Genomic DNA, 21,298 nt, shown 5'->3' with positions numbered 1-21,298 from the left:
GAATCCGCGTTGATTACGGGCTGTGCCCTCAAGCGCAACACACCGACGAAACCGATGCTCGAAAGTGGCAGTCGTGCCCGACACCTCCGCAAAGAGATGTACACGACCCTGAAACGCCTTCAACGACGAGACGCGTCCGAGTGGCGGATTGATGAACGATTCGACCACTACCAGAACGCTTTGACGGACATCGTTGAAAAGGCGTCTCGGAACGCTGTTGAATACGCCCGACAGTTCGAGAATCCGGTTATCGTCCTCGAAGACTTGTCATTCATCCGCGAGCGGTTGGATTACGGCAAGTACATGAATCGGCGTCTTCACGCGTGGGCGTTTGCACGGTTGCAGGGTCGTATCGCGGACAAAGCAACCGAATTGGGCATCCCCGTTCGGTTCGTGAATCCGGCGTACACCTCGAAGACGTGCCACGTCTGCGACCACATCGGGCGACGGAGTTCACAAGCGGAGTTCCGCTGTGCAAACGAAGACTGCCACGTATCGACATTCCAAGCAGATATTAACGCGGCGGCGAATATCGCTGGTCGCGTAGACCCGTGGGGTGAGAGCGTTCCTTGGAAACCGGAGCGCGATGACACGCCACAGGACGGGAGCGGTTGTGACACCGCCACAGTCCACCGGAAGACGAGTGCGAAACCCGCACAGATGACGCTTTCGGCGTATTCGGACTGAAACCTACGGCATTGCCGGAATCCCACTGTTGTGGGAAGCCCCGTCGTTTACGACGGGGAGGATGTCACCGACCGTGGCGGCGAGCGATTCCGCTTGCTGTGCGAATGATTCGGCACTCCGCGATACTTCGCTGAGTGAGGCGGTCTGTTCTTCCGTCGCGGCCGCCACGTCCTCTGCCTCCGACGCAGTCTTTTCGCTGATTCGCGTCACGTCGTCCACCGACGCGACGACCTCCTCCGTCGTCGCCGCCTGGTCGTCGGTCACCTCGTTGATTTCGCTGACGCCGACGCTCGTCTCTTCGACGTTATTCACGATGTCTCGGAGTGACTCCTGTGCCTCGTGAACCGTCCCCGTCCCGTCGGCGATAGCGTTGCGCGTCTCTCGAATGTCGTCGACGGTCAGTTCCGCCTGCTTCCGGACGGTGTCGATGCGGCGTTCGATGTCACCGACTGCTTCTTTCGTCTCGTTCGCCAGTTCCTTGACCTCGTTGGCGACGACTTCGAAGCCTTCGGTGGAACCGTCGGCGCTCGCGGCTTCGATGTTCGCGTTCAGCGCCAGCATGTTCGTCTGGTCGGCGATAGAGCGGATGAGTTCGACCACGTCGCCGATACGAGCGATTTCGGCCTCCAGTTCCTCCATCTGTTCGACCGTCGTCTCGGCATCCGACTCGATGTCGTTCATCTCCGCGATGGCCGCTTGTGCGGCGTCACGACCGTTCTCTCCGAGCTTCTCGGTATGTCGGGCGGTCGCGGCCACCTGGTCTGTGGAGGCGGCAATCTCCTCGATGGTCGCCGACAGTTCACTCATCTCTCCGGCGGTCCGTTCGAGTCGGTCCGACTGTTCGACCGTCCCTGTCGACATCACCTGCATCGATTCCGTCACCTGTTCGCTCGCCTGTTCTATCTCGTGTGTGCACGCCGTGACCTCCTGGCTCGCCGCAGCGACCGTTTCGGCGAACTCGTTGACGTCGCGTATCGTCGATTCGAGTTCGGCCATCATCGCGTTGAACTCGCGGGCGATTTCGGTCATCGACTACGTCGGACTTTCCGTCGACATTCGCTAAGTGAGGTCGCCATCGGCGGCTTGCTCCATCACGGTGCCGAACTCGGTAGCCTTGTGTTGGAGCGCCGCGTTGAGTTCTTCGGCCTGCGCCTGTGCTGTCTCAGCATCCGCCTGTGCGGATTCGGCTTCGGCACGCGCACGCTCGATGTCGGCGACCATCGTCCGAAGGTCCTCGCGCATCTTTTCTAACGACTCGCCGAACTCGCCGGGAACCGTCTCGTCGAACACCGGCGCGTCGAACTCTTTCCGGGCGAGGGCATCCGCCTGTTTGCTGACCGTGTTCAGATACTCGCGCATCGACTCGAACGAACCGAACAGCTGGCCCATCTTGTCCTCCCGGGTCGTCTCGGGGAGGTCGACCGCGAGTTCGCCGGCGGCGATTTCGTCCGCCGTTCCCGAGACCTCCGACAGCGAGCAAGCGGTTCCACGGCCGATGGAGAGACCGACAACCACGAGTGCGAGCACGGACATCAGGACGAGCAGGCCGATGTTGCGGGTGACGTGAGTCTGGAGTGCGAACGCAGAGTTGACCGGCACCTGGTACAGCAGTACCCAGTCGGTTCCGACGACGGGCGTGTACGCCATGACCGCACGTTCGTCGTCCGCTCCGGACACCCGTTCGATGCCGCTGTTCCCGGCCAGACCGTCTTCGATGAGCGACCACGACTCGTCGGCGTACGATTTCAGTACGTTGGCGTTGCGATTGTCGAGGACGACCGTCCCCTCTCGGTCGACGACCGTGATATCGCCGGTCGCTATCGGTGCCGAGAGCGCGTGCGAGCGTTCGGTGAGGGAGGCGGTCATGACGACCATTCGATTCGGGTTCGACGTCGGCGTGACGAACGCGGTGACCGGTTCACCACTCGTCTCGTAGGGTGTCGTCACCTGGACGGCGTCTGCGGCGGCAAACGATATCGATTCGTCCGCCCACGGAGCGTCGGTCGCTTTCGGCGTCGTCCCGACGAGTTCGTCGGTCGTACTCGCGAGCACCGTGCCGCTCCGTCTATCGACGTAGTGGATGGCTTGTACGTCGTTCGGCAAGGTGATTAGCTTGCGTTCGACGAGCGCCTGTCGTTGTGCGTCCGAGCGGTTCTCGGAGAGCGATTCGGCGAGGAAGCGAGTCGTCGACTGCTTTTTCGTGAGCCAGCCGTGGAGTGCTTCGGCTTCGTCTTTCGCGGCGTTGTTTATCTCCGAGCGCGTCTCGCCCTGGACGAGGCCCTTCGTGTCGAAGTGGATGTAGAAGCCGATTGCCGCGATGAGGATCAGAATCGAGAACAGGATTACTCCGAACTTCGCGGCGTAACTTCGCCTGATTCGGGTCGGTAACAGTCGTTCGACCCGAGTCACGAGCGTCTTTCGACGGGAGCCGTCCGACCCCGTCATCGCTCCCTCCCTTCGAAGAACGATGTTTGCAACAGTTCGAGTTGGGCGGCATTTCCGTTCTCCACTCGTTCGATTACGTAGAATCGAGGAGAAAGCCTCGCCCTTTTGGGCGGGGATGAATCCGACAAAGTACTCGACAACCGCCGCCGATAGCAGGGCCGGATATTCCACGAACGGTAAGATTAAGCGTTCTCCCGCCGTATCTATACTACCGACGTTCCCCGGTTTCGAGTTCCGGTCTTCGACCGTTCGACGGCTTCGTCGTCTCACTCGCCCGGGTAAGAAAGTCGAAGCCCAGTCCACCACGTCCGGGACTCCAGGTCGTCTGACGCTGCTGGTGGTACCCAGCAGGCTGAATACCCTGTCGCAGAGGGACGGACGGTATTCCGTCCCGATGAACCGCCCATTGAACATGGGTGGGAAGGCCGCTTGACACGGCTATACGCGCTGGAACGCACGTCCCTGGTCATAATTGGACGGCAACCGTTGAGGGAGGACGCGAAAGCGCACTTCGATCCCGAGGAAACGCGCAACCTTAATATCCTCTTCGAGGAATCCTCGCGCTTTAGCGCGGGGAGGATGTCAAGTAGGCGTTGAGCGGTTCGAGGTTCTCGTTCAGGTCGACGGAACTCGACGCCCCCTGATAGTTCACTTCCCGTCCCGCGTTCATGAGGGTCTTCGCACGGTCGAAGTCTCCGACCGAGACGGTCTGTCCGCGACCTCCCGATACCGAGACGAGGTTCTTGCTGATAGCGTTCGAACTGGCTTCACCGGCTCGTTCCGCCGCTCGTGCTCGTAGACGCCACGGACGCACTGTACATCCCTTCCATGTGCGGCAAAATCTCGCTCGGGACGAGACCTGCGCTCAGGACGTACTCGCTGTCGTACGACTGTTTCGACAGCAGTTCGAGTATCCTCGTGTTGCCGGGTTCGCTGGCGAAGGCGACCGCGTCCGCTCCCGATTGGAGGACTTCCCTGATTCGTCTGGCGTACGTCTCTCGCCTCGGCGGAAGCGGAATCGTGGCGACGACGTCGCCCGAGACTTCGGCGTCGATGGTCTCCGCGAGTCCCTCGCCGAATCGGTTGTCGACGTGGACGATGGCGACCTTCTCGGCCACCACGTAGCGGTCGCTGTTGAGGACTTTGGCCATCACGAGCGCCTGTGGTTGTCGTTCGCAGCGGTGCGGGCGAAGTACTTCGTGCCCTTCGCCGTGGCCGTCGTCGCGAGAGCCGGGTGCGTGCTAGACGGACTGATTCCGATGACGCCGTCGCTGGCTAATTTCTCGGAGAGCGCGAGCGAGATGTCGCTGACGACCGGCCCAACGAATCCGACGACTCCCGCATCGACGGGGGAGTCGAAGGCCTTCTTCGCTCGTTTGGGGTCGAGTTCGGTGTCCTCGACCGTGAGTTCGATGGGACGGTCGAGTGATCCGCCTGCGCGGTTGACGTCGGTGACCGCTCGTTCGACCGCGTGTCGATGATGCTCCGCAATAGTACCGAGGAATCCCGACGCAGAGAGGGGTAACAGTGCCCCGAAATGAATCGGCGACCGACTCAACTGTCCACCGAGACAGCCCGAAAGCGCGCCGGCGGCCGGAAGCGTCCCCCCTGCTAACCGTAGACATCCTCTTCTCGATACGTCAAGTGTTATTCACAGTTACGACTAATGGTGATGTTAAATATTTTATATTAATAGCTATCAATTTTGTAATTTGTGGGTTTCGGGCCCATCTGTACGTCATTGTTCTACATTTGAGTGTGTTAATTTGTATCATTGGTATTGGCTATCTCGTCGAGACTTCCTCTCACTTCGGTCCTCGATTCGCGACCGTCCTTCGTCGACGGTGGCCGGCGGTCCATCGCGTGTTCGCCGAGAAATCGCGTGACAGTCTGTTTCCCATCCTTCGTTTCAGCCCGAGGTATTAGACCTCACGCGTCGAAGTCAGCGTATGGAACTCGACGTCGAGACTTCGAAGCGGGTAGATATCGTCGACATCACGAACCGAGTCGCAGAAGGGGTCGCTGACGACGCCGACACCTGCACCGTCTACGTCCCACACACCACTGCGGGTGTGGTGGTCAACGAGAACGAGGGTCGCCTGCTCTCCGACCTCGAAGGCGTGCTATCGCAGTTGGTTCCGGAAGGTGCGGACTACCAGCACGACCGGTTGGACGACAATGCAGACGCACACCTGCGGGCGATGCTCCTCGGTGAGCACGTGACGATTCCCGTCGAGGACGGCGACCTCCTACTGGGAACGTGGCAGTCGATACTGTTCGTGGAGTGTGACGGCCCTCGAACGCGCCGGGTCGTCGTCAGATGAACCGCTCTCCGCAGTTCGTACACTCGACTTTCTTCTTTCCGGTCGCGGTTCGTTCGACCCCGAGCGCCCCGCCGGAGTTACACTGCGGACAGACGCTCTTTCCGGTCTCTGCCGCCTGCTGCTGTGCTATCCATCGCAGGTTCCGTTCGGCGATGCGGAGTCGTTCTTTCGTGGTTTCGAGTTCCTCGCGGAGCGTTTCGATATCTGCCTCGTCGCTCTGTTCTTCTGCATCGTCGCTCGGGGACTCCGGGTCACCAGCGGACGATTCGGTCGTCGTCTCGGATTCGTTTGCCGTCATAGAATTATCTCTGTTCCGTGCTACCAGTAGTCAGGACTGACGAGAACAAAAGGCTGTGGGTAGTCGATGAGACGAGTAAAAAGCCGTCGTCGGCTCAGTCGGCTTTCGTCGGGTCGGAGCCGCTACCGGAGCCGAACCGCTCGAAGGCGTTCTGGAAGTCGCTCTCGTCTTCCGTGATGGCTTCCCACGCTTCCAGACCGCGCTCTTTTCGAGTTCCCTCGATGGTGTTGTCGAGGACGAACGCGACGATGCCGCCGACCGCCATCCCCGTTCCGAGGATGACGTAGAGCGTGTTCGAAACGAGGTCGGAACCGAGCACCGGACCGAGCACCGCGACGTCTCGCATCCCCTGCTGGAACAGGTCGGCACCGCTCTGTTCCATCCCGGTGCCGATGTTCCCGATGTAGGCCGGGATGGCGAGTCCTGCGAACAGGGCCAGGCCGACGATGAAGAGGTTGCGCGAGGAGTCCAAATCGACGTACTTCAGGTTCGACAGGCCGACGGCGGCGATCTGCCCGAACATGGCGATGAACAGGCCGCCGACGATGGGGCCGGGGATGGTCGCCACGAGCTGGCCGAAGTAGCCGACGAAGCCGACGACGAGCATGACGACCGCGCCTATCTGGACGACGTAGCGCGAGGCGACGCCCGTCAGGCCGATTGCGCCGATATTCTCAGAGTAGGAGGTCGACCCGTTTCCGGTGCCCATGATTCCGGCGAAGACGCTCGCGATACCCTCCATCCCGATGCCGTGGTTGATTCGCTTCTTGCTCGGTGCGCCGACGCCCGAGAGGCGGGCGACGGCGTGGTAGTCACCGAAACTCTCTATCATCGAGGCGACGACGCCGGCGAACATCCCGATGATGTACGGGAGCGTAAACCGGGGCATCCCCCACTGGAGGGGCATCACGGGCTGGACGAGTTGGGCCTGGGCGACCTGCCCGTAGTTCACGTAGCCCGGCGTTCCGGGGGCGTAGAACCCCGTCCACGACAGCACGAACGCAATGGCCCACGCCGCGACGACGCCGAGCAGAACGGGAAAGAGACGGAATGCGCGATGGGTGTCGAGATACTGTGAGAAGAGGACGATGAGACCCAGCGTGAGGCCGACGAGCCACCAGTTCTGTTGTGCGCCCGGGGCGGCGAGGTTCACGTCGGTAATCTGTGGTACGCCGAACAGTGACAACCCGATGAGTGCGATGGTCGGCGCGATGACGACCGGCGAGAGGTACCTTTTCAGCCAGCCCATCAGTCCGAGGTAGCCCACCACCACCTCGACGAAGGCTGCCGCGATGACGGCACCTTGCAGTTCGAGCAACGTGACGCGCCACCCGCCGCCGATGACGGTGATGATCGCCAGCGCCGGTGCGAGCATGGAGAAGGTCGCCCCTTGCACGATGGGGTAGCGATTGCCGAAGGTCGTCTGCGCCAGCGTCGCGATTCCGGAGACGACGAAGAAGGTGCCGACGAACTGCGCCGTCTGGTCTGCCGGCATGCCCATCGCCCCCGCCAGCGCCAGCGGGACGGCGATGTTCGCACCGATCATCGTGAGGTAGTGCTGGAAGCCGAGCAGAATCGATTCCCCGAGCGGTGGTTTGTCTTCGATACCGTACTCCACGAACGACGCCTCTTCGAGCGCCGAATCCTGTGTCGTATCGCCTGTTGTATCAGCCATGTGTTCTCAGTCGTGGTCTACTCTCGGATTCCTCGTAGATGGCATAAAAGTGGCGTTACGAATCACGTGAAGACTGTTGCGATTCTCGAAACGTCCCGACGGACGCGCGGTCCGGAAGCGCCGTCATCGCACCCGGTTCGGTCGTCGTGAGGGCCGCCACCGCGTTGGCGAACGCGAGCACGTCAGAGAGCGGGTTTCCCTCCGCGAGTGCGGCGAGCGCACCCGCAGTGAACGCGTCCCCGGCACCGGTCGTGTCTGTCACCGAGATGTCGTAGCCCGCGTGACTCGCGGTTCCGGCACCCCACGGAGCGTCTTCGGTCGCCTGCGCGTACGCTCCCTCCCGTCCGAGCGTGAGCAGGGTGGTGTGGGGGCCCGCTTCGCAGACGGCCGACGCGAGGTCGGCGCTCTCGTCGGTGTCGCCCGACGGGTCGGCTTCGAATCCGGCCATCCGGAGGTCGTCCGGAGTCGCTTTCACGACGTCGGCGAAATCCAACATCTCCCGAACCGCCTCGGCGAATCCGCCCTCGGGCCAGAGTTCGGGGCGGGCGTTCAGGTCGAAGACGACGGTACATCCGGCGTCGTGGGCGCGTTCGGCGAGGTCGAGCGTTGCCGTGCGTGCGGGTTCGGAGGCCAACGTCACGCCGCCGACGTACACCCACGGCAGTTCGGCGAGCACCTCGTCCGGGACGCCGCCGGGGCGAAGTCTGGTGTCGGCCGTCCCGTCGCGGTAGAACGAGAACGACCGGTCGCCCGCCTCGTCGTGGGTCACGAACGCCAGCGTCGTCTTCGCGTCCGGGTCACGTTCGACGAATCGGTCCGGCAGTGGGTCGGCGAGCGCGTCGGTGAGATAGTCGCCGAACGGGTCGCGGGCGATTCGCGTCCAGAACCACGGCGTCTCGTCCAGTCGGGCGAGAGCGACGGCGACGTTCGCGGGCGCACCGCCCGGTCTGCGTTCGAACGACGGAACGTCCGAGAGGGGACCGGGACGCTCCGGGAGAAAGTCCACGAGGGTTTCACCCGAGACGAGGATTCGCGGCGACGAACCGTCGCGTGGCGTGGACGAGTCCCGTTCGGTAGACGAATCGCGGGAAGTGGATTGGTCGGCGGTCACGATTCCGCGTGGGTGTGCCAGCGGGAAAGGCGTTGCTTCCGCGACACCGGATTCACGTGTATGGACCGTCCGGCGAGACGAGTCGAGAAGGGTGAAACGGCTCTTTCACTCTACCCAATAGCTTTGTCGATTGAATTATCAGTACGTAGTATGACAGCACGGACACGAAGAGTGGTGGTGGTGCTCTCGCTGGTCGTCCTTGTGGCACTCGCCGGGTGTGCCGGGTCGAACGACAGCGCGAGCGACGCCAAGAACACGGTCGCAGACGGCGGTTCGCAGTCGAAAGCCGACGCGACCGCCACGGACTCACAGCGGTCGGCGCTCGCTGTCCAGCAGCGGGCACTCATCCGAACTGGCAACGTCACGCTGACCGTCGAGCGCTTCGACACGTCGAGTCGGAATCTCACCCGGTTGGCACGCAGACAGGGCGGGTTCGTCAGCGACTCCACCCAGCGCGTCCACCGCGTCGGAAACGAGACGTGGACCACCGGAACCGTCGTGTTCCGGGTTCCGAAGGAGAACTTCTCGACCTTCTTCGAGGAGGCAAAACGGGAAGGTGAGGTCGTAGAATCGAGTACCGGAACGCAGGACGTGACCGACCAACTCGTCGACCTCGAAGCCCGCCTGTCGAATCTCCGGTCACAACGCGAGAAACTCCGTGAGCTCTACCAGAACGCCAGCGACACCGAGGACGTGCTGGCGGTACAGAAGCGACTCTCCGAGGTTCAGTCCGAAATCGAGCGCCTCGAAGCAAGAGAGCAGTCGCTCGAAAACCGCGTCGCCTACTCGACGGTCACGGTGGAGATGCGCGAACCTCGACCGGAAAACGACGCGCGAACCGCCGACCAGAAGTCGTGGTACGATACCGGCGTACTGGCCGCCTTCCTCGATTCGGTCGATGGCACGGTCGTCGTACTCCGGGCGACGGTCGTCGGTGCAGCGTACCTCGTGCCGTATCTCGTCGTTCTCGGGATTCCGGTCGGCGGTGCGGTCACGCTCTGGCGACGGCGAAAGACGGACGCGTCGAACACGTCGGTACTCCCGAAAAGAGACGCGAGCGGAGCGAGCGACGCCGAAGCCGACGGGACCGACGAGACTGTCGAAGACGACGGCTAAAGTCGGTCGTGGACGTGGTCTGCGGCTTTCAGTGCGAGTGCCGCGATGGTGAGGGTCGGGTTCATCGCCCCACTCGTGACGAAGACGCTGCTCGACGCGATGGTGCAGTTTTCCAGGTCGTGTGTCCGCAGACGTGGATTCACGACGCTCTCTTCCGGGTCGGTTCCCATCCGGGTCGTCCCCATGTGATGGAACGCCGGACCGGTGTCCTCGGGACCGACCTGCCACGTAATCTCCGCGTCGAGTTCCTCTAAGATGGCGCGCTGAATCTCGTTCGCCCGGCGGAGGGTCGCTCTCGTCCGTTCGTCGACGCGCCACTGGATTTCGGGGACGGGATTGCCGTGGTCGTCTCTCGTCACGTGGTCGAGCGTGATTCGATTCTCCGCTCGCGGTGCTTGCCCCGCCAGCGCACCCACGCCGATGGCGTTGCCGTACGTCTCCCGAATCGACCCGAGCAGGTCGTCGCCCCACTCGTTCGCATCGAGCGCGATTTCGACGGGCGAGGGGCCAGCGTAGTTCAGAAATTCGAGTTTGAGGGGGGCGAGTTCGCTGCCGGACCACGCGTCGATTCCCTTCGTGCCCGCCGACGGGTTCTCGTAGAACTGGTGACACTCGCTGGTCAGGAAGCCGACGTGGTTCTGGCGGGTGGGTTCGTCCAGTCGCCCACCCATCCCCGCGAACAGGTGCTCCATGAAGTAGCGACCGACTGCCCCGCTCGTATTCGCCAACCCGTCGGGGTACTGGTCGGACGCCGAGAGCAAGAGGAGACGTGGCGTCTCGACCCCGCCGCCTGCGAGCACGAACTGGCGGGCCTCCTGGTGGTGTTCGCCGTCCGGCGTGGCGTAGACGGCGGCCTCGATTCGGTCGCCCGACGCGTCGTGTTCGAGGCGCTGCACCGCGGCGCGGTCGACGACTCGTGCTCCCTCGGCCTCGGCCTTTCGAACGTGGACGTCCGCGCTGTACTTCGCGCCGGAGGGACAGACCGGTTTGCAGGTGCCGAAACCGACACACTGGCTTCGTCCGTCGTGCGGTTCGGAGTTGCGCGCGTTCGGCACCGAGTGCATCGTGACGCCGAGGCTCTCACACGCGTCGGCGAAGAGGGAGTCGCTGTACGAGGGGCGGAACGCGGGGAGGGGGAAGGGTCGCTTTCGGGGTGGTGCGAAGGGGTTGTCGTTCGCACCCGCGACCCCCAGCGCCGATTCGGCGCGGGCGTAGTACGGCCGCACGTCACGGTAGGAGATGGGCCACGCGTCGAAGTCAGATTCGTGGAGGCGCATCACCATCCCCTGCCAGTGGAGCGTGGTGCCACCGACCCCCTTGACGCGAGTGTGGTTCAAGGGGTACGATTCCTCCCCCACAGAGGTGTAGGCGTCCCGTTTTCCACCCATGTCCCAGACTGAAAGCGCCCCGTGGGCGGGTCGTATCGCCCGTTCCATCCGGCGTTTCTTGTCCTCGACTTCGAATCGTTCGCCCGCTTCGAGGACCACCACGTCGTGACCCCGTCGTGCGAGCGTGTGGGCGACCAGTGCACCCGCCGGACCGGCACCGACGACGCAGACGTCGACGCGATTCGATGGCGTTCTGTCGGTCATCGGTTCGGCCCCCGCCGGTAGCTTTCGAGTCCGCCGGGGTGTCCTTGCGGGTTCTCGATGCCCGCCAGTTCGCCGCCCGCAGGCGAGGTGTAGAGCGCAAACAGGAGGTCGTTGACGAGATAGTAGCGGATGCGCTCGGCGTCGGTGCCCTCCGGGTCGGGAGTCGCAGAGGCGACCCCCATCTCTCGGAGGAGCGTGTCCCGACCCTCCGAATCGAGGGCGGAGAAGTGTCCGTCGCGCCAATCGGTCGCGTAGTCGTCGAGCGTGGCGACAACGTCGGCCATCCCTCGGCGGTACGCGGGTCGGTCGTCGACGCGTCCGAGAGCGTAGGTCTCCACGAACTTCCTGACCCCCGAGACCTGTGAGGGATAGACCACGCGGGCCACCGCGACGAGGGTCTCGACGTCGCGTTCGGACAGCGTCGCATCGTCGGCCTCGTCCGACTCGCGAGCGTCGAGGAAGGCCGCGCCTCCCGCGACCGTGACCCCGCTCGCGACGAGGGCTGCCAGTGCGTCCCGACGAGTCAACTCCATCGCTGACGAGATTAGGCAGACCTAAAACTTGAGGCTTACCCTTTCGTGACACGAGCGATGGGGCCTCGCTGTCGGCGTCCCATCCGTCGCACGTCGACGAAAATCCGGGACGGGGGTCGCGCGACGCACACGGAATGAAGCTTTTTCACCCTCCTCCACGCCCATGTACACATGCGAGTCACGTTCCTCGGCACGGGAAGTGCGATGCCGACCGGCGAGCGGTTTCAGACCGGAATCGTCCTCGAAGACGACGGGCGTCGCCTCCTCGTGGACTGTGGCAGCGGCGTCCTCCACCGCCTTCAGCAGTCAGGAGTGGGCTACGAGAACGTCTCGACCGTCCTGTTGACCCACCATCACGTAGACCACGTCGCCGACCTCCTCCCGCTGCTCAAAGCTCGCTGGCTCGCGGGGAAAGACCACCTCGAAGTCGTCGGGCCGAAAGGGACGAAATCCCTCCTCGATGGACTGCTGTCCGTCCACGAGTATTTAGACGGGCGGATCGACCTCCAGGTTCGGGAGGTCGGGACGCAGGCGTTCTCCGTGGCGGGCTTCGACGTGGAAGGGTTCGAGACGCGTCACTCCTCGATCTGTCTGGCCTACCGGTTCGGCGACGAGTTCACGTTCAGCGGGGACAGCGAGGCGTTCTCCGGCCTGGCGAACTTCGCCGACGGGTCTGCGGTTCTCGTCCACGATTGCTCGTTCCCCGACGAGGTCGACGTGTCGAATCACCCGACGCCCGACCAGCTCGGTTCGGCGCTCTCGGACGTGGACATCGGTCGCGTCTATCTCACGCACCTCTACCCCCACACGGACGGCAAACACGAGGCGATGTTGGACTCTATCGCCACCCACTACGACGGCGACGTTCGCTTCGCCGAAGACCTGCTGTCGGTGACTCTCTAGTCGGCTGCGGTTCGCTGGTCTTCGTGGTCTGGTTCGACGCCGACCGATTCGTCCGGCAGGGTGAACGTCGTGACGCCCAACGGCAGTTCTCGCTCCCGAACCGTCACGATTCGACGCAACCGCAGCTGACCATCCACCCAGAGTTCGTCGGCGTCGAGGCTGCGTTCGAGTCGGAGCGTACCGGTGCCTTCGGCCTCGATTTTCGACGCCTCGACGTTCTTCGGTGTCGAGGCGAGGTCGTCCATCCAGACGAGGTTACAGACCGTCTCACCGTCCCGTTCGCGTCCCAGCCTGACGTTCCCACCGACGATGTGCGCGTTGAGCGTGCTGTCGTTGTCGAACTCGATTTCGACGACGACCGACCGTCCCGACCGCTCGCCCCGGACGTCCGTCACCGAGACGTCTTCGACTACGGGGCCGAACATCCGGTGTTCGTAGCGATCGGAGAGTTTGAGACCGGCGACGGGAACGAGCCTGACGAGATAGTACACCGCGACGATGGCAAACTTCCCCGCCAGATACAGAAACATCCTACCGAAATTCCGGCCGCGCGGCGGTTAAGCGTTCTTGCCGGTGCGGTAAACCTATCCCGTGGGCCAGCAATACGCAGGTATGGACGTCCTCGGTGCTAGCGATGGCGCAGTGGTCCGTCTCGTGCTCTATCTCCTCGTCTTCTGGCCGACCGCCGGCTACTATGTCTACCGCGAGTCGACCCGGCGCGAGCAATCCGCTCCCCTCGTTCGAGCGCTGGTCGTCGGCTTCTTCGGCATCGCGGGGTTGGCGGCGTATCTCTACCGGCGAGACTACTCCAATCGATAGCGGAGCAGGGCCGCGATACCCCCCAGGTTCGACAGCTGTTCGCCCGGTGCGAACTCGTGAGAGAACACGGTGACGTCACCGCCTTTTCGCTCGACGTCCGTGATGACCTCGTTCACGTCGATGGCCCACTCGCCACCGGATTCCTCTTCGCCGGTCGCGCCGCGCTCCATCCGAAGTCGCTCGTCCAGCACGAGCAGGTGTTCGACCGCTCCGAAGTCGGCGGCGCGTGCCACTTCTTCGATACCGTACGCGGCTTTTGCACCCTCCGCGATGCGCTTCGTGAGTTCGTCGATGAGTTCCGCCTCCTCCGCGATTCGCGTCTCCTCCTGTACGTCTGCGACGGCACCGCGTTTCAGCACCTCGTGAACACCTCTGTCGCCGACCGCACTCACGTCCACCTGCGTCATCTTCTCAGTCAGGTCGGGGTACGTATCGACGATGTGGTCGTAGGCGTCCTGTTTCGTGAACCCCGGTCCCGCGAGGATGATGGCGTCCACGTCGAGGTGCGTGAGCGCCGACCCCAACTGGTCGAACAGTTCGGTGCGTCCCCCCGCGTACTCGCCTTTTCCCGTCGTCCCCGTGAACGAAGCGTACTCGTCCGCTCCGTACTGGGCGACGGTGTGGATGTGTGCTTGGCCCTCTTCAACCGTGGCGATGGCGACGTCTGGACTGTCGGTCGCTTCGACGGCGTCGTCCAGTCGGTCTAGCTGGTCGCGTTTCCACACCTTCGTGATGGAGATTTTGTCCCGTTCTTCGACGTTGAGCGTGTGGTGGAGACCCAACTGGTCTTCGCGCGAGCAGTCGGCGATGACGCCCCCGACCCGAACACGATTAGCGAACCGATGAAACTCCACGTCCTCTACGTCTATCGTGACGTGCATGTGCTCTCGCTCGCCGCCCGTATCGCGCATCTGGTCGTCGGGTCGCTGGATGCGTCGAGTCGTATCTCCCGCGACTTCGTCACCCGGTTCGAGGAGGTAGGTGAGATGCCAGAGGTCGTCCAGGCTCTCGGGAACGAGCGTGATTCGCTCTCTGTTCCCGTCGAGGGACGTTCGATCGTGAATCTGCATGCATGGCAGTGTGTTTCCCGCCGGTAAGTGCCCTACTATTCGGAGTTCACCACAGATTACAGAAACTATCAAATATCACTAAATACTCTGATTAGAATAGTTGTCTCGTATGTTAGAAGACGCACTCTCGTATCCGACGAACGGTGACGACGGAGTGACATCCTCCCCGGCGTAAACGGCGGGGCTTCCCGTTCCACAGGTGGGATATTTGCTGGTTTACGACACAACCTGTTCTCTCGTGTGAAACATCCCGCTCTCGCGGTCGAACAAATATGTCGATGGCTGTGCCACACAACCGTTACTCCTATCCTCTCCATGAGAACTCGGAGTTATCTTCTGGCGCATATTCTCCGCCCCGTTACAATCCGCGTTACCCACCAACTCACACGACGAGCAGACGTACAAGCCACGTTCGACACGGTTCGACTTCGTGTCGTCACCACACCGCGAGCAGGTCTTTGAGGTGTCCCACTCGTTTTCTTTCAGTACCTCGACGCCACGTATCTCACCTTTGTATGCGAGGTACTGGTAGATGCGGTCGAATGCCCACGTATGCAACTTCTTGTTGCCGGTCTTGCCCCAGTCTGACTCTCGCACGTCTTCGGGCCAACTCACCGCGAGCGTGCCAACACCGCGTTCGACACATTCGGTGATAATGGTGTCCGTGAGAACGTGGTAGAAATGCGTCTCACGGTCTGCGAGTTTCCGACGTGCCCACATCGACTTCTCGGACGGGCCGTTCTTGCCCCCGGTGTCGTACTCGGTACGTTTGAAGTAGTGCTTGTCCTGCTTGAGCGAGTTACCGGGATAAAGCACGTATTCGTGGGGGAAAGCGACCGTAGCGATGTTTGTGATGCCGAGGTCGATGCCTGCAACGCCATCGCCTGCGGAGTCGTTGGTTTCGAGTTCGACTTTGCAGACGAAGTGCAGTTCCCACTCGTCACCATTCCAGACGGCGCGAACGTTCTGCACCTTGTTGACCTCACCGAGGTCAACGTCGGGGCGAGTTTGGTACTCGCAGAGCAGGAAGTCTGAGAAATGTTCTTTCAGGTTCGAGCCTTTTGAGAGTCGGACGTGGTTGTTCTCGGGGTCGTGCTTGAAGCCGTCTGTTTTGAACATGACCGTGGAACGAGGGCGGTTGTCACCGTGTTTGCGGTAGCCGGGTGGATTTGCCTCTGGGTCTTTCTGTCGCAGGTTGAACCACGACTGGAAAGCGTCGGAAAGTTCTTCGATGACTTTCTGACTGGATTGTGCGTTCAGGTCTTTCCAGCACGCTTGGTTCTTCATGTACGATTTGAGCGGGGCTTCGTCGGGGATCTCGCCAATCTCATCCCATACGCGGTCTGCTGTCCATCGTGCGACGTTCCAGATTTTTGAGGCGGAATATCCGAGCGAATCGAGGCCATCACACACCTGCCGGTGGTTCTGGATGGAACCAATGTAGGTGCGCGTGACTTCAATCGCCATACATAGCTTATGTAGATAAATCTACTTAATGGTATAGATTAATGTTGAATATCCAGCCTGCCATCGACGGTGGATTGTGTCAGAGGTTGTCGCATTCACTCCCGCCGTAAACGGCGGGATTCTCTCCTCGCAGAAAGATAGCACGAAACATCATCGGCGGCGTCCTGATCGTGTTCTCGTTTCTGCTCATCCCGGCTTTCATCGTGCTGGGATACATGATACGAGCGTTGGTGGCAGCCTCACGCAGTGAAACGGAACCGCCCGCTTTCGAGGACTGGGGCGACCTGTTGGTCGATGGACTGAAGGCGACGCTCGTCGTCCTCGCCTACTCCATCGTCCCGATAATCATGATGAGAGTGATGGCCGCCTTCATCGGAATCGGCGGCAGTGCAGGCGGCGACGCAGGAGATCTCTTCACTGGATTGGGTCTCCTTGGTATCTTCCTCGCGATGATACTCGCGTTCGTCATCCAGTACGTCCTTCCGGTAGCACTCACGAACTTCGGTCGCGCCGGAAACATCGGTGCCGCATTCGACTTCGACACGCTCACCCCGGTACTGACGAGCAGAGATTACATCGTCGTCGTGACCGTGTTCCTCGTCGCGTTCGTCGCTGGAGTGCTGGCCAACGTCCTCGCACTCGTCACGCTCGGTCTCGGGTATCTCCTGTTCCCGTTCTTCTACTTCTGGCTCTATCTCGCAGGAAGCTACATGTTCGGCACTGCGTTCGGCGAGGCGACCCACCAGCAGAGTCAGTCGCCGGGGTCCGCCGCGACGCCGATGAACTGAGGTCGAACTCGCCCGTCTCCGTTTTCACGTCGAACGTCGAGTATCCACAGAGTAGCCATCTGTCACGGTTCGAAGAAAAAATCAGACTGCGGGTCGACCGTCTTCCATCTCCGGCCCGCTCCGAAGTCGGTGCTCGTTCGCTTCCGCGTACGACCGGGCGTAGATGTACGCCGCCGTCACTTGCGCGTAGAAGCCAATCAGCACCGCCGCCAGCCAGCCGACGAGCGGGACGACAGAGACCGCGCTCGCGAGCACGAAGGCGACGACGAGGACACCCAGTGCGAGGAGCCATCCGGTAGCGTACTCGCGGTTTCGAAGGATGGGCGTGAGCGATTCGAAATCGAACGCGGCCCCCAACGCGTTCTTCTCCGCGAACCGGACGAACGCCGCAGGAATCACGTACCAGACCGCGAGTCCGGCGACGAGCGTCAACACCCCGCCGAGGACGGCGATTAATCCACCGACCAAGGGCAGGTCGTTCGCGAGCGTCACGCCACCACCGACGAACACGGCAGCGATGAGCGCCGGGATGACGAGGTAGACGATGCCGATGACGACGGCTTTCAGACCGTCTACGGTCAACGTCGTCCAGTCGCTGAACTTCGGTGCGTCCGTGTCGCCGGCCGACACGCGTCGAAGGACGCGAATGACGTATCCTTCCACGATCAGCGCCGGTACGACGAGAAAGCCGAGGATTCCGAGCAAACCGCCGATGAGTACCGTTATCGCGGCGTCGTCGCTGTCTTTCAGGTAGTTTATGCTATCGTTGAACATGATTGCCCCCACAGTCGGGTCTACGACCGAGTAGAACGCCCGACCTACGTAGATAGACGCCGTCTACCTGCTTAACAGTTCTCGACAAAAACAGTACGTATCGAATACTCTAGAACAGGGATCAGTCCACCATCCGACTGCCGCCCGCCGGGAGGAACTCCTGAATCAAATCGGGACTGGCGACCTTCCGAACGAACGACGTATCTTCGAATCGCTCGCGGAACTCCCGGTAGAGTCGCTTGGCGGCGTCGTTCTGTGCGTACTGTCCCGGCTCGACCTCGATGGTCGTGACCGCCTTCCCCTCGATGGCCGAGGGAGGGCCACCGACGACGCGGGTGTTCGGCTCGACGGTGATTCCGACCGCGACGCCGACCGGCACGTCGCGGAAGTAGGTACGGTCGCCGCGGATGGCGAACCCGCCCTTCTCCAGATACTCTCCGCTCTCCGGCGTCTTCGACACCTGGTCCGGTGAGACCTGGTAGGCGTCACCCGAGAACCGACCGTCTTTCCACACCGACGAGTAGGAGACGGCAAACTGGGCCGCCTCCCGTTTGCTCTGGTCTGGAACCTCCACGTCCGTCGAGGGTTCGCTCGGGTCGGACGTCTTCAGGACGGTTATCGGACCGCCGTGGGCCTGTGAGTGGAAGAACACGTCGTTTCTGTCCATGTACTTCTTGACGAGTTCTTCGTTCTGGTCGGCGTTGCGCCCGCCGATGACGAGAAAGCCATCCGACGTTCGGAACCAGCGGAATCGCTCGTACCACTGTTCTTGTTTTCTGATGGGGATGGACGCCCGCGATAGCCAGTCGACTTCCGCCGACTCTTCCTCGTCGTCGTCCGGTGTCGGTTCTGCCTCCCACTCTTCTCGCCGCTTGCGGACCGCTTCGAGTTCCTCGCGGGTGTCCTCGACGGCGGCCTGTGCGCCCGCCTTCTTCTCCTCGATTCGCTTCGCCTCCGTGTAGATGCGGTCCGCGTTCTTCTCGACGCCGTCCTCCGGACGGAGAGTGATTTCGGTGTCGTCGATTTCGACGGTGACGGTTCCCTCGCGTTCGTCGATAACCCGTACTGCCTGGGCTTCCGAGATTCCGCGTTCTGCCCCCTCCTCGAATCTGGCTTCGATTTCCTCCCACGGCGTGTCCTCGGCGCGGGCGGCCCGAATCGTCGAGAGGATTTCGTCCACGAATCCGTAGTTGCCGTAGAGCAGTTCGGCCTTCTCGCGCTCGGCCTGTGCCTGCCGTTCGAAGCCCTCTATCGCATCCTCCTGCTGTTCGATGATGCGTTTTTGTTTCTCGATTTGTGCCTGAAAGTCGGGTTTTTGTGGCTCCTGTGCGCCCTGCGTTCCCTCGTCTTCGGTCAAATCGAGGTTCGTGAAGTAGTCGTCCACGGCGGCGTTGAACGACTCGAACGCCTCCGAATCCCGGCCCTCGTACTCCTCTAGGGGGAACGGCGTCACGTCGACGCGGGTGTCGTCTTCGTAGTACACCCGGGGGTCGAACTGCCCCGTCTCCAGCGGTTCTTTGAGTCGTTCGATGGCGTCGTACAGTCGTTCGTACTCCTCCTCGCCCGACTCGGCGATGTCTTTGGCCTTCTCGACGCCGGCGCGGGTACAGACCTCCTCGGCGTACAGGCCGCCGAAGTTGAGCTGTGTCGCCAGCGTTCTGACGAGGTCGGTGTCCGAGTCGTCCATCCGGGCGGCGAACTCCTCGTAGCCGACGGTGAGGGGGTTCACCCGCGAGTCAGGGAACTCGTACTGTGACCCCGGTGCGACGGTTCTGGACTTGAGTCGCACCGTATCGAGGGAGTCGACGACTTCGTTGTTCTCGTCCAGAACGGCGACGTTACCCTGGCCGAACAACTCCGCGACGATGGTCGTATCGCCGTCTCCGCGTTTGAAGTGGAACTGGAGGATACGGTCGAACTCGTACTGTTCGACGCCCGCGAAGTCCGCCCCGTTCAGGCGGTTGCGGAGCATCATGGCGAAGTTCGGCGGCCTGCCTGGTGCGGCCGGGACGTGCTCCGGCGCAGAGACGTGCGCCCGCTTTATCTCGCCCACTTCCACGAGCAGTTCGAGGCGACCGCTGTCGAAATCCCGCATCTTGAGACGCAAGAGGTCGTCGCCGTAGAGGTACGCTTTGTCGACCTTCGCGCCCTCGTATGAACCGAGTTCGCGGACGACAGCGGCGAGGTCGATGCTCGAAAGCTCTCGCTTTCTATCCATGACCGTGATTTTCTCGGGCGGTGGGAAAGGCGTGTCGTTCGGGCGGTACGATGGCGAGGTGGTCAGGTTCTGGAGATAGTCAGGTCAGACGGATATCTTCATCCCGTCGTAGCCGAATCTGAGGTTCAGGTCCGTGTACTCCATTTCGAGATCGCAGAAATCGTCGTAACTTCGCTGTAACAGTTCGTCTATCTCGGTGAGGACAGCCCTGTCGGGGCGAACGTCACGCACCTGCTCTAGAGTCTCCTCGAAGGTTATCTCCAGTTCCGTCTCCTGCTCCCACAGGTCGTCGTGGAAGATGGGATTTCCTTCGGGGTCGTTCCGGAACAGACCACACTCTTGAACCCACAGGTCGAGGTCGTCTGCCAGTCGGTCGGTGTCGAGAAACTTCGTCTCGTCGGGCGTGACGAGGGTCTCGGAGTCCCCGTCGTCGAACTGGAATCCGAAGATGAGATTCTCGCCGTCGGGTTCCATCTCCCAGCCGAGGCTGGTCACTTCCACGCCGTTGCAGTCCATCGTCTCGCCGTCGTCGAGACGTTCGAACTCGGCGAACCCCCAGTCCTCGTAGTCGGCGACGATTCCGTGTGCCCGTTCGAGCAGTTGGTAGGTGTTCTCGCTGACGACGATTGTCGGTGGCGCTGTCTTCTCCCACGTGGACATCGGAAAGCCCTCGCGGCCGAGCGCCTGCACGACCCGAAGACCGCGGACGTGGTCGCTGTGGTGATGCGAGACGAAGACGTACTCCACGTCCGAGATTCGCTCGCGGTTCAACATCTGCCAGACCATCTCGGGGGCGTCCACGAGCGCCTTTGCGTCGTGGACGAACGTCGCGTTACCGGCCCGAGAGTGCGGGAGTCCGTTCTCGCGCGCTTCGACACAGACCCGACAGTCGCAGGTCGGCATCGGCAGCGGGAAGTTACCCCCCGAACCGAGCACTGTTACGTCCATTTCAGAACGTCGAAAAGGGAGGTGAAAATGACAGCGGTCAGGCAGTCGAGTCTGTCGAATCGCGCGGTCGACTGGCTCTCGTCGAGCCCTCGCGAACTACTCTTCGTCGAAATCGAGCGCCACGCTGTTGATACAGTAGCGTTTCCCGGTCGGTTCCGGGCCGTCCTCGAAGACGTGGCCCAGATGCCCGCCGCAGGTCGCACAGACGACTTCGATTCGCACCATCCCGTGGCTGGTGTCGGTTCGCGTCTCGACGTTTCCGTCGGGCACGTCGTAGAAACTCGGCCAGCCGCAGTGAGAGTCGTACTTCGTGTCCGAGTCGAACAGCTCCGCGCCACAGCCGGCACAGACGTAGGTGCCGTCGTCTTTCCGGTCGAGATGCTCGCCGGTGTGCGGTCGTTCGGTTCCCTGCTCGCGGAGGATGCGGTACTCTTCGTCGCTCAGTCGCTCGCGCCACTCCGCTTCGCTCTCGGGAAGGTCGGTTCGTTCGCTCATACTGATTCGTAGCGGCTCCTGAAGGATAAACTGCC

At 62.0% G+C, this 21,298-nt stretch carries 22 protein-coding genes; 6 read left to right on the top strand and 16 right to left on the bottom strand.

Annotation, left to right across the window (positions count from 1 at the left end):
* Nucleotides 1-687: RNA-guided endonuclease TnpB family protein (locus ACR3FF_RS14280; RefSeq protein ID WP_458188755.1), on the top strand; the 687-nt coding region annotated here is incomplete at its 5' end.
* Between the two features lie 3 nt (nt 688-690).
* Here the strand turns inward: ACR3FF_RS14280 and ACR3FF_RS14275 are convergent.
* From ACR3FF_RS14275 to ACR3FF_RS14260, 4 genes are all read right to left on the bottom strand, one after another.
* Nucleotides 691-1,716: a methyl-accepting chemotaxis protein gene (locus ACR3FF_RS14275; RefSeq protein WP_458188754.1), complete on the bottom strand. Its 1,026-nt coding sequence runs from the start codon at nt 1,714-1,716 to the stop codon at nt 691-693.
* A 30-nt stretch (nt 1,717-1,746) separates the two neighbouring features.
* A complete protein-coding gene (locus tag ACR3FF_RS14270) occupies nt 1,747-3,132 on the bottom strand; it encodes a HAMP domain-containing protein (protein ID WP_458188753.1) in 1,386 nt (461 codons plus the stop codon).
* Nucleotides 3,133-3,899: 767 nt separating this feature from the next.
* Complete coding sequence (locus ACR3FF_RS14265; RefSeq protein ID WP_458188752.1) at nt 3,900-4,283, bottom strand: type 1 periplasmic-binding domain-containing protein; 384 nt, start codon at nt 4,281-4,283, stop codon at nt 3,900-3,902.
* Entirely contained in the window at nt 4,283-4,690 is a 408-nt protein-coding gene (locus ACR3FF_RS14260; protein ID WP_458188751.1) for an ABC transporter substrate-binding protein, read from the bottom strand. Before ACR3FF_RS14260 ends, ACR3FF_RS14265 begins: the two co-directional genes overlap by 1 nt.
* Nucleotides 4,691-5,081: 391 nt before the next feature.
* On the opposite strand from ACR3FF_RS14260, the gene ACR3FF_RS14255 reads away from it, so the two are divergent.
* On the top strand, nt 5,082-5,456 hold the full coding sequence (locus ACR3FF_RS14255; RefSeq protein WP_458188750.1) for a secondary thiamine-phosphate synthase enzyme YjbQ: 375 nt from the start codon (nt 5,082-5,084) through the stop codon (nt 5,454-5,456).
* Here the strand turns inward: ACR3FF_RS14255 and ACR3FF_RS14250 are convergent.
* From ACR3FF_RS14250 to ACR3FF_RS14240, 3 genes are all read right to left on the bottom strand, one after another.
* Complete coding sequence (locus tag ACR3FF_RS14250) at nt 5,449-5,754, bottom strand: zinc ribbon domain-containing protein (protein ID WP_458188749.1); 306 nt, start codon at nt 5,752-5,754, stop codon at nt 5,449-5,451. The genes ACR3FF_RS14255 and ACR3FF_RS14250 overlap by 8 nt on opposite strands.
* Nucleotides 5,755-5,848: 94 nt before the next feature.
* Complete coding sequence (locus ACR3FF_RS14245) at nt 5,849-7,429, bottom strand: uracil-xanthine permease family protein (RefSeq protein ID WP_458188748.1); 1,581 nt, start codon at nt 7,427-7,429, stop codon at nt 5,849-5,851.
* Nucleotides 7,430-7,484: 55 nt separating this feature from the next.
* Nucleotides 7,485-8,459: a carbohydrate kinase family protein gene (locus ACR3FF_RS14240; protein WP_458188758.1), complete on the bottom strand. Its 975-nt coding sequence runs from the start codon at nt 8,457-8,459 to the stop codon at nt 7,485-7,487.
* A 231-nt stretch (nt 8,460-8,690) separates the two neighbouring features.
* Here ACR3FF_RS14240 and ACR3FF_RS14235 point away from each other — a divergent pair, with 231 nt between their 5' ends.
* The gene (locus ACR3FF_RS14235; protein ID WP_458188746.1) at nt 8,691-9,656 is read left to right on the top strand and encodes a DUF4349 domain-containing protein; all 966 of its coding nucleotides are present in this window, start codon (nt 8,691-8,693) and stop codon (nt 9,654-9,656) included.
* On the opposite strand, the gene ACR3FF_RS14230 is transcribed toward ACR3FF_RS14235, so the two are convergent.
* Both ACR3FF_RS14230 and ACR3FF_RS14225 read right to left on the bottom strand, forming a co-directional pair.
* Nucleotides 9,653-11,248 carry a GMC family oxidoreductase gene (locus tag ACR3FF_RS14230; protein ID WP_458188745.1) on the bottom strand — a complete coding sequence of 532 codons (1,596 nt, stop codon included), beginning with the start codon at nt 11,246-11,248 and terminating at the stop codon, nt 9,653-9,655. The two genes, ACR3FF_RS14235 and ACR3FF_RS14230, sit on opposite strands and share 4 nt — an antisense overlap.
* Nucleotides 11,245-11,781, bottom strand: a complete 537-nt coding sequence (locus tag ACR3FF_RS14225) for a gluconate 2-dehydrogenase subunit 3 family protein (protein WP_458188744.1) — start codon at nt 11,779-11,781, stop codon at nt 11,245-11,247. The genes ACR3FF_RS14230 and ACR3FF_RS14225 overlap by 4 nt, the downstream gene beginning before the upstream one ends.
* A 171-nt stretch (nt 11,782-11,952) precedes the next feature.
* On the opposite strand from ACR3FF_RS14225, the gene ACR3FF_RS14220 reads away from it, so the two are divergent.
* Entirely contained in the window at nt 11,953-12,684 is a 732-nt protein-coding gene (locus ACR3FF_RS14220) for an MBL fold metallo-hydrolase (RefSeq protein WP_458188743.1), read from the top strand.
* On the opposite strand, the gene ACR3FF_RS14215 is transcribed toward ACR3FF_RS14220, so the two are convergent.
* The gene (locus ACR3FF_RS14215) at nt 12,681-13,214 is read right to left on the bottom strand and encodes a hypothetical protein (protein WP_458188742.1); all 534 of its coding nucleotides are present in this window, start codon (nt 13,212-13,214) and stop codon (nt 12,681-12,683) included. The two genes, ACR3FF_RS14220 and ACR3FF_RS14215, sit on opposite strands and share 4 nt — an antisense overlap.
* An 82-nt stretch (nt 13,215-13,296) precedes the next feature.
* Here ACR3FF_RS14215 and ACR3FF_RS14210 point away from each other — a divergent pair, with 82 nt between their 5' ends.
* The gene (locus ACR3FF_RS14210) at nt 13,297-13,503 is read left to right on the top strand and encodes a hypothetical protein (protein WP_458188741.1); all 207 of its coding nucleotides are present in this window, start codon (nt 13,297-13,299) and stop codon (nt 13,501-13,503) included.
* On the opposite strand, the gene ACR3FF_RS14205 is transcribed toward ACR3FF_RS14210, so the two are convergent.
* Together ACR3FF_RS14205 and ACR3FF_RS14200 are read right to left on the bottom strand one after the other, a co-directional pair.
* Nucleotides 13,488-14,573 carry an mRNA surveillance protein pelota gene (locus ACR3FF_RS14205; RefSeq protein WP_458188740.1) on the bottom strand — a complete coding sequence of 362 codons (1,086 nt, stop codon included), beginning with the start codon at nt 14,571-14,573 and terminating at the stop codon, nt 13,488-13,490. The two genes, ACR3FF_RS14210 and ACR3FF_RS14205, sit on opposite strands and share 16 nt — an antisense overlap.
* A 216-nt stretch (nt 14,574-14,789) precedes the next feature.
* The gene (locus ACR3FF_RS14200; RefSeq protein ID WP_458188739.1) at nt 14,790-16,040 is read right to left on the bottom strand and encodes an RNA-guided endonuclease InsQ/TnpB family protein; all 1,251 of its coding nucleotides are present in this window, start codon (nt 16,038-16,040) and stop codon (nt 14,790-14,792) included.
* A 170-nt stretch (nt 16,041-16,210) separates the two neighbouring features.
* Here ACR3FF_RS14200 and ACR3FF_RS14195 point away from each other — a divergent pair, with 170 nt between their 5' ends.
* On the top strand, nt 16,211-16,828 hold the full coding sequence (locus ACR3FF_RS14195; protein WP_458188738.1) for a DUF4013 domain-containing protein: 618 nt from the start codon (nt 16,211-16,213) through the stop codon (nt 16,826-16,828).
* Nucleotides 16,829-16,909: 81 nt separating this feature from the next.
* On the opposite strand, the gene ACR3FF_RS14190 is transcribed toward ACR3FF_RS14195, so the two are convergent.
* The 4 genes from ACR3FF_RS14190 to msrB all read right to left on the bottom strand — a co-directional run bounded on the left by ACR3FF_RS14190 (nt 16,910) and on the right by msrB (nt 21,263).
* A complete protein-coding gene (locus ACR3FF_RS14190) occupies nt 16,910-17,602 on the bottom strand; it encodes a DUF4013 domain-containing protein (RefSeq protein ID WP_458188737.1) in 693 nt (230 codons plus the stop codon).
* A gap of 121 nt (nt 17,603-17,723) precedes the next feature.
* Nucleotides 17,724-19,820 carry a ribosome rescue protein RqcH gene (gene rqcH, locus ACR3FF_RS14185; RefSeq protein ID WP_458188736.1) on the bottom strand — a complete coding sequence of 699 codons (2,097 nt, stop codon included), beginning with the start codon at nt 19,818-19,820 and terminating at the stop codon, nt 17,724-17,726.
* 84 nt (nt 19,821-19,904) lie between these two features.
* On the bottom strand, nt 19,905-20,768 hold the full coding sequence (locus tag ACR3FF_RS14180) for an MBL fold metallo-hydrolase (protein WP_458188735.1): 864 nt from the start codon (nt 20,766-20,768) through the stop codon (nt 19,905-19,907).
* A gap of 96 nt (nt 20,769-20,864) precedes the next feature.
* The gene (gene msrB / locus ACR3FF_RS14175; protein ID WP_458188734.1) at nt 20,865-21,263 is read right to left on the bottom strand and encodes a peptide-methionine (R)-S-oxide reductase MsrB; all 399 of its coding nucleotides are present in this window, start codon (nt 21,261-21,263) and stop codon (nt 20,865-20,867) included.
* Between the last annotated feature and the right edge of the window lie 35 nt (nt 21,264-21,298).

The organism is Haladaptatus ordinarius (assembly GCF_054177595.1).
This window is presented reverse-complemented; position numbering and strand designations above follow the sequence as displayed.